We start from the raw sequence: 11,555 nt of genomic DNA, 5'->3' as shown, positions 1-11,555 counted from the left end.
CCGTTTCGCTCACAGCGGGATGTTGCCGTGCTTGCGCCACGGGTTCTCGAGCTTCTTCTCGCGCAGCATCACCAGCGAGCGGCAGATGCGCTTGCGGGTCTCGTGCGGCAGGATCACGTCGTCGATGTAGCCACGCGCGCCCGCCACGTACGGGTTGGCGAAGCGGGCCTTGTACTCGGCCTCGCGGGCAGCGAGCTTCTCGGGGTCGTTCTTGTCCTCGCGGAAGATGATTTCCACCGCGCCCTTGGCGCCCATCACCGCGATCTCGGCGCGCGGCCAGGCGAGGTTGACGTCGCCGCGCAGGTGCTTGGAGGCCATCACGTCGTAGGCGCCGCCGTAGGCCTTGCGCGTGATGACGGTGATCTTCGGCACCGTGCACTCGGCGTATGCGTACAGCAGCTTGGCGCCGTGCTTGATGATGCCGCCGTACTCCTGGCCGGTGCCGGGCATGAAGCCGGGCACGTCGACGAAGGTGACCACCGGGATGTTGAAGGCGTCGCAGAAGCGCACGAAGCGCGCGGCCTTGATGCTGCTCTTGATGTCCAGGCAGCCCGCCAGCACCAGCGGCTGGTTGGCGACGATGCCGATGGTCTGGCCTTCCATGCGGGCGAAGCCGATCACGATGTTCTTCGCGTAGTCGGGCTGCAACTCGAAGAAGTCGCCGTCGTCCACCACCTTCAGGATTAGTTCCTTGATGTCGTAGGGCTTGTTCGGGTTGTCGGGCACCAGCGTGTCGAGCGAGTAGTCGAGCCGGTCGGCCGGGTCGCCCAGGCCGTTGTTGCCCAGGCGAACCGGCGGCTTCTCGCGGTTGTTCAGCGGCAGGTAGTTGTAGAGGCGGCGCAGCATCATCAGCGCCTCCACGTCGTTCTCGAAGGCCATGTCGGCCACGCCGCTGCGGGTGGTGTGGGTGATGGCGCCGCCCAGCTCCTCGGCGGTCACGCTTTCATGCGTAACGGTCTTCACCACCTCGGGGCCGGTGACGAACATGTAGCTGGAGTCCTTCACCATGAAGATGAAGTCGGTCATGGCCGGCGAATACACGGCGCCGCCGGCGCAGGGGCCCATGATCATGCTGATCTGCGGCACCACGCCCGAAGCCATCACGTTGCGCTGGAACACGTCGGCATAGCCGCCGAGCGAGGCCACGCCTTCCTGGATGCGCGCGCCGCCGGAGTCGTTCAGGCCGATGACCGGGGCGCCAACCTTCATGGCCTGGTCCATCACCTTGCAGATCTTCTCGGCATGCGCCTCGCTGAGCGCGCCGCCGAAGACGGTGAAGTCCTGGCTGAACACGAACACCAGGCGGCCGTTGATCATGCCGTAGCCTGTGACTACGCCATCGCCCGGCACCTTCTGCTCGGCCATGCCGAAATCGACCGAGCGGTGCTCGACGAACATGTCCCACTCTTCGAAGGTGTTGTCGTCGAGCAGCAGCTCGATGCGCTCGCGCGCCGTGAGCTTGCCCTTGGCGTGCTGCGCGTCGATGCGCTTCTGCCCGCCGCCGAGACGCGCCTGGGCGCGGCGCTTTTCGAGTTGTTCGATCAGTTCTTGCATGGTGTGCTTTCGAAGCTGTGGTCCTGGATTCCGTGTCTTGTCTTCATGGCCTGGCCGCGATGGCGGCCGCGGCGAGCAGGTTGCGCGCGGCCGTGGAGGCCGGCAGCGTGCCCTGCGCCACCTGCTGCGTGAGCTGCGGCAGCAGCTCGCGCACCTGGGGGTGATGCCTGAAGGCCTGCTTGAGGCCGGCGTCGATGCGCTCCCACATCCACGCGGTGGCCTGCTTCTCGCGGCGTTTCGCGAGGCGGCCGTTGGCGGTCTGCAGCTGCCTGAACTGGGTGACTGCGTCCCAGAAGGCGTCGACACCCGTGTTGGCCAGTGCGCTGAGCTGCAGCACCTTGGGCAGCCAGAAGCGCACTTCGGCGCCGCTGTGGGCGTCGTGCGCGGCATGCGCGTGCTCGGGGTTGCCCTGGTGGCCGAAGAGCCGCAGCGCCGAGGTGATCTGCGCCTGCGCGCGGGTGGCTGCGTCCTTGTCGATGTCGGCCTTGTTGATGACGACGAGGTCGGCCAGCTCCATCACGCCCTTCTTGATGGCCTGCAGGTCGTCGCCCGCGTTGGGCAGTTGCAGCAGCACGAACATGTCGGTCATGCCGGCCACGGCCGTTTCGCTCTGGCCCACGCCGACGGTCTCGACGATCACGATGTCGTAGCCGGCGGCCTCGCAGACCAGCATGGCCTCGCGCGTCTTCTCGGCCACGCCGCCCAGCGTGCCGCTCGACGGGCTCGGGCGGATGTAGGCGCGCTCGTTGACCGAGAGGCGCTCCATGCGCGTCTTGTCGCCGAGGATGGAGCCGCCCGAAACGGTAGATGACGGGTCGATGGTGAGCACCGCCACGCGATGCCCCTTGCCGATCAGCAGCAGGCCCAGCGTCTCGATGAAGGTCGACTTGCCGACGCCCGGCACGCCCGAGATGCCGAGGCGGAACGAATTGCCGGTGCGCGGCAGCAGTGCCGTGAGCATCTCGTCGGCCTGCGCGCGGTGGTCGTCGCGCGTCGATTCGAGCAGCGTGATGGCCTTGGCGATGGCGCGCCGCTGCGGCATGCCTTCGGTGCCGGCGATCGCGTTCTCCAAAGCCTTCGCCTTGTCGCTCAGCACGCAGCCTCCGACGCCACGCGCCAGCGGTAATGCAGGTCGACGCCCTCGCCGCCTTCGAGCACGAAGCCGTGGCGCAGGTAGAAGCGGTTGGCGTCGCTCTTCACGAGCGCGGTGAGCTTGATGTCCAGCCGCTGTTCGCGCGCCTGCGACTTGGCCCATTCGAGCACCCATTCGCCGATGCCCAGGCCCTGGAAGCCGGTGCGCAGGTAGAGATGGTCGAGGCGCAGCGCGTCGCTGTCCTCGGGCTTGAGCGTGACGAAGCCGATGCGCTGGTCGCCATCGAGCACTATGTGATGCATGTAGGGCACCACGAAGCCCGCGCTCAGGCGCTCGCGCGAGCGGGCAACGTCGAAGCGGCCCACGCGCTCCAGGCTGGGGCGCATCGCGTCGATGCGCAGGGCCAGCATGGCCTCGAAATCGCTGGAATCCACCGGCTGCAGCGACAGCCGCGACAAGAGATCGCTCACGACGGCGCGCCTCAGGCCGTGACCGCCGCGCGAATCTGCTCCAGCACGTCCTTGGCGCTGGCGGGAATGGGCGTGCCCGGCCCGTAGATGCCCTTGACGCCGGCGTCGTAGAGGAACTCGTAGTCCTGCCGCGGGATGACGCCGCCGACGAACACGATGATGTCGTCGGCGCCCTGCTTGCGCAGCTCGTCGATGATGGCGGGCACAAGAGTCTTATGGCCGGCCGCGAGCGTGCTCACGCCGACGGCATGCACGTCGTTCTCGATGGCCTGGCGCGCGCATTCTTCCGGCGTCTGGAAGAGCGGCCCCATGTCCACGTCGAAGCCCAGGTCGGCGAAGGCGGTGGCGACAACCTTCGCGCCGCGGTCGTGGCCGTCCTGGCCCAGCTTGGAGATCATCACGCGCGGGCGGCGGCCCTGCTCCTCGGCGAAGGCGTTGATCTCGGTCTTGAGCGTTTCCCAGCCCTCGGCGGAGTCGTAGGCGGCGGCATACACGCCGGTGACCTTCTGCGTGTCGGCACGGTGGCGGCCGAAGGCCTTCTCGAGCGCGTCGGAAATTTCGCCCACCGTGGCGCGCAGGCGCACCGCGTCGATGCTCAGCGCCAGCAGGTTGCCGGTGTTGTTCTCGGCGGCTTCGGTGAGCGCGTCAAGCGCGGCCTGCACCTTGGCGCCGTCGCGCGAGGCGCGGATCTTCTGCAGGCGCGCGACCTGCTGCTCGCGCACCTTCATGTTGTCGATGGAAAGAATTTCCACCGGGTCTTCGTTCTTGAGCTTGTACTTGTTGACGCCGACGATCACGTCCTTGCCGGAATCGATGCGCGCCTGCTTCTCGGCGGCGGCCGCCTCGATCTTGAGCTTGGCCCAGCCGCTGTCGACCGCCTTGGTCATGCCGCCCATGGCCTCGACCTCCTCGATGATGGCCCAGGCCGCGTCGGCCATGTCCTGGGTGAGCTTCTCCATCATGTAGCTGCCGGCCCAGGGGTCGATCACGTTGGTGATGTGGGTCTCTTCCTGGATGATGAGCTGCGTGTTGCGCGCGATGCGTGCGCTGAACTCGGTGGGCAGCGCGATGGCCTCGTCGAGCGCGTTGGTGTGCAGGCTCTGCGTGCCGCCGAACACCGCAGCCATGGCCTCGACGGTGGTGCGCACCACGTTGTTGTACGGGTCCTGCTCGGTGAGGCTCCAGCCCGAGGTCTGGCAGTGGGTGCGCAGCATCAGGCTCTTGGGGTTCTTGGGCTCGAACTCCTTCATGATGCGGCACCACAGGAGGCGCGCCGCGCGCATCTTGGCGACTTCGAGATAGAAGTTCATGCCGATGGCCCAGAAGAAGCTCAGGCGGCCGGCGAAGCCGTCCACATCGAGGCCTTTGGCCAGCGCGGTCTTCACGTACTCCTTGCCGTCGGCCAGCGTGAAGGCGAGCTCCAGCGCCTGGTTGGCGCCGGCTTCCTGCATGTGGTAGCCGCTGATCGAGATCGAGTTGAACTTGGGCATCTTCTGCGCCGTGTACTCGATGATGTCCCCGATGATCCGCATGCTCGGTGCGGGCGGGAAGATGTAAGTGTTGCGGACCATGAACTCCTTGAGGATGTCGTTCTGGATGGTTCCGCTGAGCTGGTCCTGCGCCACGCCCTGCTCCTCGGCCGCGACCACGTAGCCCGCCAGCACCGGCAGCACGGCGCCGTTCATCGTCATGGACACGCTCACCTTGTCGAGCGGGATCTGGTCGAACAGGATCTTCATGTCCTCGACCGAGTCGATGGCCACGCCGGCCTTGCCGACGTCGCCGGTCACGCGCGGATGGTCGCTGTCGTAGCCGCGGTGGGTGGCAAGGTCGAAGGCCACGCTCACGCCCTGCCCGCCGGCGGCCAGCGCCTTGCGGTAGAAGGCGTTCGATTCTTCTGCGGTGGAGAAGCCGGCGTACTGGCGGATGGTCCAGGGGCGCACCGCGTACATGGTGGCCTGCGGGCCGCGCAGGTAGGGCTCGAAGCCGGGCAGCGTGTCGGTGTACTTCAGGCCCTGCAGGTCGGCGGCGGTGTACAGCGGCTTCACGGCGATGCCGTCGGGCGTGATCCAGTTCAGCGCGCTCACGTCGCCGCCGGGTGCGGACTTGGCTGCGGCCTTGGCCCAGGCTTCGAGGTCGGCTTGCTTGAAAGAGGGTTCGGGTTTGCTGCTCATGAAGGGGCCGTTCGCAGAGTCTTGCAGGGTGTTCGCAAATTCGCCTGCAGGGATTTGCAAGCCGGCCGCGAGTCTAACCGATCCATAATTATTAATTCAAACGCCATTTTTGAAGTACAGTCCGGCCCATGTCCGCCGTCACCCTCACCCCCCGCGCCCTCTACGAAGAGGTCGCCGAACTGCTGCGCCAGCGGATCTTTCGCCGCGAGCTGGAGCCCGGCAGCTGGATCGACGAACTCAAGCTGGCCGAGGAATACGGCATCAGCCGCACCCCGTTGCGCGAGGCGCTGAAGGTGCTGGCGGCCGAGGGTCTGGTGACGATGAAGGTGCGGCGCGGCGCGTACGTGACCGAGGTGTCGGAGCAGGACCTGGCCGATGTCTACCACTTGCTCTCGCTGCTGGAGAGCGATGCCGCCGGCGTGGTGGCCGAGCGCGCCACCGACGCCCAGCGTGCCGAACTGAAGGCGCTGCACGCCGAGCTGGAGGCGGCGGCCTCGCCCGAAGACCGCGAGCATTTCTTCGCCGTGAACGAGCGCTTCCACATGCAGTTGCTGGCCATCGCCAACAACAAGTGGCGCGACCAGATGGTGGCCGACCTGCGCAAGGTGATGAAGCTCAACCGGCACAACTCGCTGCTGAAGGCCGGCCGAATCGGCGAATCGCTGGCGGAGCACCGCGCGGTGATGGCTGCCATCGAAGCACGCGACGCGGAAGCCGCCATGGCCCGCATGCGCGAGCACTTCCAGAACGGGCTGGAAGCGGCGAACTAGGTCCGCCCCCAGGCTTGCGCACTTCGTGTCGCTTCGCCACCCCCTCACGGGGGCGATACCTGCGGCCCGGCGAAGCCGGTTCCGCGGTATCCCGCGAATTCTCGGGTCGCTTCGCATCCCCCGGAAAGGAAGCCAGACTGCGGCCGGGCAAAGCCGGCTCCGCGGTATTTCGCGAATCCTCGGGCGCGTTGTCTCCCTGCGGGGAGAAGGTCAATCCAGGCTGAGGGTGCCGGTTTCGTTGGCCAGGCGCTGGGCGGTTTCGAGCAGCAGCGGAGCTATGCGCCCCACCATGGTTTCCTTGGGCAGCAGGTAGGCGGGGCCTCCGCAGCTCACGGAATAACGCTCGCCGCGCGGGCCTTCCAGGGCGAAGCCGATGGCGTGGATGTGCGGATTCCATTCGCCGAAGGAGCCGCAGTAGCCCAGCGCACCGTACTCGTCCAGGCTCGAGATCAGGCCCGGCTCGATGACGCCCCAGCTTTCTCCGCTCTCGGTCCGGATCTGCGCCAGCAGCTCGGACTGCTCCGCCTCGGGCAGCGCCGCCAGGTAGGCGCGCCCGGCGGCCGAGGTCGCGATGGTCATGCGCGTGCCCACCTCGATGCGGGAGCTGATGACCACCGAGCGCGGCCGCAGCGAATCGATGACCAGCATGTCGAGCTCGTCGCGCACGCCAAGGTGCACGCTCACGCCCGCCGCTTCCGAAAGCGCCGCCAGGTGCGGCCGCGCCACGGTGCGCAGGTCGAAATGGCGCAGGTAGCGGCTGCTCATGTCGAGCAGCGCGGGGCCGAGGCTGAAGCGCTCGCTGTCCTGAGACTGTCGTAAATACCCCGCACTCACCAGCGTTGCGGTGAGCCTGGACACCGTGGCCTTGGGGATGCCGGTGGTGTCTGCCAGTTCGCGATTGCCTATCGGTGCCGATGCCATGCCGATGACTCTCAGGAGAGCCAGTCCTCTGGCGAGCGCGCTCACTTCTTCTTTGCCGCCAATCGCGTCACTCATGTATCCAAACCTTTTTATGTCCCTGATGTCCTCATTTTTCAGCAAAAAACGGTTGACGCGCCACTTATCGTGAAGTAGCGATTTCGGAACATCGTTTCAGGAAAGGCTTGGAGGCCGATTTCGCCCCCGATGCCGTGCCGGCGGAAGCGCGCGCGGCGCGACGGATTCAGGCTGCCTGCGCCGCGGCAGGCTCACGCGCCAGCGCCATGACTTCGTGCGCGGGCAGTGTCTTGAGCCGATGGTCGCTCCAGACCTGCCGCCAGCGGCGCGCACCCGCAAGACCGTTGCGCAAACCCAGCATGTGCCGCGCGATCGGCCACCAGTGCGTGCCGTGCTCGGCCGCCTCGCGGGCCATGTAGTCGCACATCCGCGACTCGACTTCCTCGCGCGTCAGCGTCTGCTCGCCGGCGCCGAAGAACTCGGCGTCCCATCCGGCCAGCCACCAGGGGTTGTGATACGCCTCTCGCCCCACCATCACGCCGTCGAGCAGCCGCAGATGCTCGTGCACCTGTGCGTCGACCGTGATGCCGCCGTTGATGGCGATGTGCAGATCGGGAAACTCGTGCTTCAGCCGGTGCACCAGCTCGTAGCGCAGCGGCGGGATCTCGCGGTTCTGCTTCGGGCTCAGCCCCTGCAGCCAGGCGTTGCGCGCATGCACGATGAAGGTGTTGCAGCCGGCCTCGCTCACCTTGCCGACGAAGTCGCGCACGAACTCGTAGCTTTCGATCCTGTCGATGCCGATGCGATGCTTGACAGTCACCGGAATGCCGACCACGTCGACCATCGCCTTCACACAATCTGCCACCAGCTGCGGCTCGTTCATGAGGCAGGCGCCGAAGGCGCCGCGCTGCACCCGCTCGCTGGGGCAGCCGCAGTTCAGGTTGATCTCGTCGTAGCCCCACTCCTCCCCGAGCTTCGCGCAGTGCGCGAGGTCGGCCGGCTCGCTGCCGCCGAGTTGCAGCGCAACGGGGTGTTCCTCGGCGTTGAAGCGCAGATGGCGCGGCACGTCGCCATGCATCAGCGCGCCGGTCGTCACCATCTCGGTGTAGAGCAGCGCGTGGCGCGACAGCAGGCGATGGAGGTAACGACAGTGTCTGTCGGTCCAGTCCATCATGGGTGCAACGGAGACGACCTTCTCTTCCAAAACGCGGGATTCCTGTGGTTGGCAGCAGTGCCCCGACCTCGATCGGGCCGGGCTGGCAAGCCCGCTAGTTTCTCACGCGCGCCTTTCCGTCCGCTCCCGCCCGGCCATGTAGTTGCCCGGCGTCACGCCGAAGCAGCGGCGGAACCAGCGCGAGAAGTGCGCCTGGTCGGTGAAGCCGCATTGCGCAGCAACCTCGGCCGCCGCGTGGCCCTCGCGCAGCAGCGCCTTGGCTCGGCCGATGCGCGCGAGCCGAGCGTAGTAGGCCGGCGTCATGCCCACGGCCAGGCGGAACAGACGATGGAAATGCTCTCGCGACACGCCCAGTCGCTGCGCCAGCCCGGCCGGATCGATGCGGCAAGCATCTTCCGTCGCCAGCGCCTCGCAGACGGCTTCCACGCGCGCATCGCTCATGTGGCGCTCGACCGGCACGAGTTCGCCATCGGCCTGCGCGCGAAGAATCTCTTCCAGCAAGCGGCCGACCTGCGCACCGTCTTGCGCCTGCGCAGCGGATGCCAGCTCGCCTGCCATGACCTCGTCGCGCCACACGCCCTGCCTCAGCGTGCCTCGCAGGCCCGGCGGCCACGCGAGGCGCCTGCTCGCCCAGGCGTGCGGCACGTAGAGCATCACCATGCGAAAGCCCTGCGCACTGACGCCGGCCGTATGCAGCATGAAGGGCGCCATCAGCACGATGTCGCCCGCCTGCGCCACCTGCCGCTCGCCGGCGCAGGTGAATTCGCAGCGGCCTTCGAGGATGGCGCCAACGCTCCACTCCGCATGCCAGTGCAGCTCGAAGCGCGCCTTGGGGTCGGCCGCGAACATGGCCTCGATCTGCGCGCCGCCTTCCATCGGCAGGCCGATCACGTGCGAAGCCGGCGGGTTCGAGGGCGGGTTGCGGGTCATCCCGCGAAGGGTAGCGCGGCCGGCCGCGTCACACGGCGATCGCACCGCGCACGGTGATGCCCATCCAGCCGGCGCTGGCGGCAGTCGCCTCCACAGGGCCGAGAGATGCCAGTTCCTCGACCGGATGTTCGTGGAACTTCAGCGTAGCGCTGCCGGCGGTCCAGCCGGGCTCGACGCGGTCGATGATGTCGGCGCGCAGGTAGCGCGGCACCGCCGCGATGCCTGGCTGTGTCAGGTCGGGCCAGCCGATGGCACCCACGGTCGGCGCGGACAGAAAACCCAGCCGCCCGGTCTGCTCGCCCGACAGTGTGACTGTCGCGTCCACCAGGCGCCGCTCCTTCACGCTGAGACTCGCCCCGAGGCGGCTTCCCGCCGCAAGCGGCGCGGCCGCCGGATGGATCAGCGGCATGCTGCGCGTGAGCCAGGTCTGCCCGATCTTCTTGGGCCAGCCCTGCAGCCAGCCGCGCAGAAGCGAGACGTCCTGGTCGACGTAGATCAGCGGGCAATAGAAGGAATGCGGCGCATCGCCGCCACCGCGCTTCTTCTGCTCGATTTCGAGCACCACGATGGTCTCGCGGTATTGCGCATACACCGGGTCGAGCAGCTCGCGCCCGTCGTCGCCGCAGAACTGCCAGTCCGCGAAATGGACGCAGCCCTTGCCGGTGGCCGTGCCCAGTCCGGCCGGCACCAGCACGGCGCCGTTCGCGGCATCGAACTCGAAGGCCACGTTGAAGAGCCATCCCGCGTAGTGCCAGGGCGGCGCTTGCACCAGCGCGCTGCGGCCGGAGGATGTGAAAGGAGGCGTAAAAGATTGCGGCGTGGCCATGCGTACCGTGCGGGCGGTTGTTGATGAAGACCCCACGATATGGCTGCGCATGCCGACGCGTCTTGTACGCCAGTGATCCTCGAGCGCAGGGTTCTACGGCAGATGAAGGCGTTGTCCGACTCGACACGCCGCCCCGGCAGGGACAATGTCTGCATCGGCCCGAGACAAGCCGGCGAGAACGAACGAAGACCGCTCAGAACGAGAAGCCCCGACTGCGAACAATGACCCGCATCTACCTGATAGAAGACAACCCCCTGATCGCCACCACGCTGACCGACGGCCTGCAGGAGTTTTCCGATTGCGACGTGATCGGCACCGCCACCACATCTGTCGACGCCATCGACTGGCTCAGGAAGAACCCGCAGGAATGGGACGCGGCGGTCATCGACATCTTCCTGGCCGAAGGCAACGGCCTCACCGTTGCGCAGTACCTGCAGGAGCACAAGTCGCCGGCGCAGCGCACGGTGGTGCTCATGAACCATGCCACATCCGAAGTGCGCGAAGGTGCGCTTTCCGCAGGGGTGGACGCGGTGTTCGACAAGTCGCTGCAGCTCGAAGCCTTCTACGACTTCTGCAGGACGCTGAACATCTCGCCGCGCCGCAAGCTGAACGCCGCAGGGTAAGTCAGTCTCCCAGCACGCCCGTCACCCGCTGCTCGACCAGGTCGCTGGCGCGGCTGAGATGCCGGCGCATGTGCCCGGCGGCGGCTTCGAGGTCGCCACGCTCCACCGCGTCGAGGATTTCCAGGTGCTCGTGGCAGGACTTGTGCAGCAGGTCGATGTTCACCAGCGGGTAGTCCGAGAGGTCGGACATGCGCCGCAGCCGGTTCTGCTGCTGCACCGCATCGAGAAAGAAGCGGTTGCCCGAGGCGCTGGCCAGCAGTTCGTGGAACTGCGCGTTGGCCTCGAAGAAATCCATCCACGAATAGCGTGAAGCCTGCGCGAGCAGCCCCTGCTGGCGCTCGCGGCAGGCGCGCAGCCGTTGCAGGTCGACCTTGAAGCCGGGCTCGCGCAGCCCGGCGCATTCGACGGTCAGGCGAAACCGGTAGCTCTCGCGCTCGCTTTCCACCGAATCCAGCGTCTCGGTGAACTCCCAGCGCTGGTAGTGGCGCCCGCGCAGCACGCCGTCCTGCAGCAGCGTGGTGAGCACGGTGCGCAGCAGCGGGCGCGGCACGGCGTAGGCCTGCGCCAGTTCCAGTTCGTTGACGCGCGTCGGCAGCTTGCCGGCCAGGCGGTCGCGCAGCAGGCGGTAGTAGAGCGTCTTCTCCTCGTCTTCGGGCATTTCGCGCCGGGCCTTGGCGAGTGCCTGGCGGTCGGCCACCAGCGTGTAGCCGCGGTTCGGCGTGTGGGCCAGCAATGCCCGCTCGTGCAGGACGCGCAGCGCCGCGCGCACCGGCGTGCGCGAGATGCCGAGCCGGCTCGCGAGCTCGGCTTCGGTGAGGTGGCTGCCGTTCTCGTAGCCGCCGGCCAGCGCCTGGTCGAGCACGTAGCGGCTCACGCGCTGGACGAGCGGAGCGACCGGCGCAAGGGGCGATGCAAGGGGTTTGTCGTCCGTCTGGGATGCGGCCATCCAGGGGTTCTCCGGAATCGCGGGGCTTGGGGCGCAGATCATCGCCCGGGTTTTGTATT

The 11,555-nt window shown here is 67.3% G+C and carries 11 protein-coding genes; 2 read left to right on the top strand and 9 right to left on the bottom strand.

From position 1 onward, the window contains the following. Positions 1 to 9: 9 nt before the first annotated feature. From ABL844_RS13570 to scpA, 4 genes are read right to left on the bottom strand one after another with little or no spacing between them, the layout of a single operon-like run. Entirely contained in the window at positions 10 to 1,554 is a 1,545-nt protein-coding gene (locus ABL844_RS13570; RefSeq protein WP_019653176.1) for an acyl-CoA carboxylase subunit beta, read from the bottom strand. A 43-nt stretch (positions 1,555 to 1,597) separates the two neighbouring features. Further along, entirely contained in the window at positions 1,598 to 2,596 is a 999-nt protein-coding gene (gene meaB, locus ABL844_RS13565; RefSeq protein ID WP_418131903.1) for a methylmalonyl Co-A mutase-associated GTPase MeaB, read from the bottom strand. 47 nt (positions 2,597 to 2,643) lie between these two features. Further along, positions 2,644 to 3,117 carry a GNAT family N-acetyltransferase gene (locus tag ABL844_RS13560; RefSeq protein WP_019653178.1) on the bottom strand — a complete coding sequence of 158 codons (474 nt, stop codon included), beginning with the start codon at positions 3,115 to 3,117 and terminating at the stop codon, positions 2,644 to 2,646. Positions 3,118 to 3,128: 11 nt separating this feature from the next. Next, positions 3,129 to 5,291: a methylmalonyl-CoA mutase gene (gene scpA, locus ABL844_RS13555; protein ID WP_418131618.1), complete on the bottom strand. Its 2,163-nt coding sequence runs from the start codon at positions 5,289 to 5,291 to the stop codon at positions 3,129 to 3,131. A 128-nt stretch (positions 5,292 to 5,419) separates the two neighbouring features. Between scpA and ABL844_RS13550 the strand changes: the two genes are divergently transcribed. Then, positions 5,420 to 6,061, top strand: a complete 642-nt coding sequence (locus ABL844_RS13550; protein ID WP_369658495.1) for a GntR family transcriptional regulator — start codon at positions 5,420 to 5,422, stop codon at positions 6,059 to 6,061. A gap of 210 nt (positions 6,062 to 6,271) precedes the next feature. Here the strand turns inward: ABL844_RS13550 and ABL844_RS13545 are convergent, their stop codons facing one another. The 4 genes from ABL844_RS13545 to ABL844_RS13530 all read right to left on the bottom strand — a co-directional run bounded on the left by ABL844_RS13545 (position 6,272) and on the right by ABL844_RS13530 (position 9,870). Then, on the bottom strand, positions 6,272 to 7,057 hold the full coding sequence (locus tag ABL844_RS13545) for an IclR family transcriptional regulator (protein WP_369658496.1): 786 nt from the start codon (positions 7,055 to 7,057) through the stop codon (positions 6,272 to 6,274). Positions 7,058 to 7,223: 166 nt separating this feature from the next. After that, positions 7,224 to 8,171 (bottom strand): tRNA dihydrouridine(20/20a) synthase DusA, encoded by a 948-nt coding sequence (gene dusA, locus ABL844_RS13540; protein WP_418131902.1) that lies wholly within the window; start codon positions 8,169 to 8,171, stop codon positions 7,224 to 7,226. A 102-nt stretch (positions 8,172 to 8,273) separates the two neighbouring features. Next, positions 8,274 to 9,101: an AraC family transcriptional regulator gene (locus ABL844_RS13535; protein ID WP_418131617.1), complete on the bottom strand. Its 828-nt coding sequence runs from the start codon at positions 9,099 to 9,101 to the stop codon at positions 8,274 to 8,276. 28 nt (positions 9,102 to 9,129) lie between these two features. Next, entirely contained in the window at positions 9,130 to 9,870 is a 741-nt protein-coding gene (locus ABL844_RS13530; RefSeq protein ID WP_418131616.1) for an acetoacetate decarboxylase family protein, read from the bottom strand. Positions 9,871 to 10,148: 278 nt separating this feature from the next. On the opposite strand from ABL844_RS13530, the gene ABL844_RS13525 reads away from it, so the two are divergent. Beyond that, entirely contained in the window at positions 10,149 to 10,550 is a 402-nt protein-coding gene (locus tag ABL844_RS13525) for a response regulator (RefSeq protein ID WP_126018691.1), read from the top strand. A 1-nt stretch (position 10,551) separates the two neighbouring features. On the opposite strand, the gene ABL844_RS13520 is transcribed toward ABL844_RS13525, so the two are convergent. Next, positions 10,552 to 11,496 carry a GntR family transcriptional regulator gene (locus ABL844_RS13520; RefSeq protein WP_184641994.1) on the bottom strand — a complete coding sequence of 315 codons (945 nt, stop codon included), beginning with the start codon at positions 11,494 to 11,496 and terminating at the stop codon, positions 10,552 to 10,554. Positions 11,497 to 11,555: the final 59 nt, after the last annotated feature.

Origin of the sequence: Variovorax sp. 278MFTsu5.1 (assembly GCF_048305045.1) — a bacterium.
Lineage (GTDB): Bacteria > Pseudomonadota > Gammaproteobacteria > Burkholderiales > Burkholderiaceae_C > Variovorax > Variovorax guangxiensis.
The sequence above is the reverse complement of the archived record's forward strand: the minus strand, read 5'-3'. Positions and strand labels throughout refer to the sequence as shown.

Bases quoted from the DNA above. Each gene is read 5' to 3' on its own strand.
- ABL844_RS13535 (WP_418131617.1), bottom strand. From the start codon at position 9,101: ATGACCCGCAACCCGCCCTCGAACCCGCCGGCTTCGCACGTGATCGGC.
- ABL844_RS13570 (WP_019653176.1), bottom strand. From the start codon at position 1,554: ATGCAAGAACTGATCGAACAACTCGAAAAGCGCCGCGCCCAGGCGCGT.
- meaB (WP_418131903.1), bottom strand. From the start codon at position 2,596: ATGCCGCAGCGGCGCGCCATCGCCAAGGCCATCACGCTGCTCGAATCG.
- ABL844_RS13520 (WP_184641994.1), bottom strand. From the start codon at position 11,496: ATGGCCGCATCCCAGACGGACGACAAACCCCTTGCATCGCCCCTTGCG.
- ABL844_RS13545 (WP_369658496.1), bottom strand. From the start codon at position 7,057: ATGAGTGACGCGATTGGCGGCAAAGAAGAAGTGAGCGCGCTCGCCAGA.
- dusA (WP_418131902.1), bottom strand. From the start codon at position 8,171: ATGATGGACTGGACCGACAGACACTGTCGTTACCTCCATCGCCTGCTG.
- scpA (WP_418131618.1), bottom strand. From the start codon at position 5,291: ATGAGCAGCAAACCCGAACCCTCTTTCAAGCAAGCCGACCTCGAAGCC.
- ABL844_RS13525 (WP_126018691.1), top strand. From the start codon at position 10,149: ATGACCCGCATCTACCTGATAGAAGACAACCCCCTGATCGCCACCACG.
- ABL844_RS13550 (WP_369658495.1), top strand. From the start codon at position 5,420: ATGTCCGCCGTCACCCTCACCCCCCGCGCCCTCTACGAAGAGGTCGCC.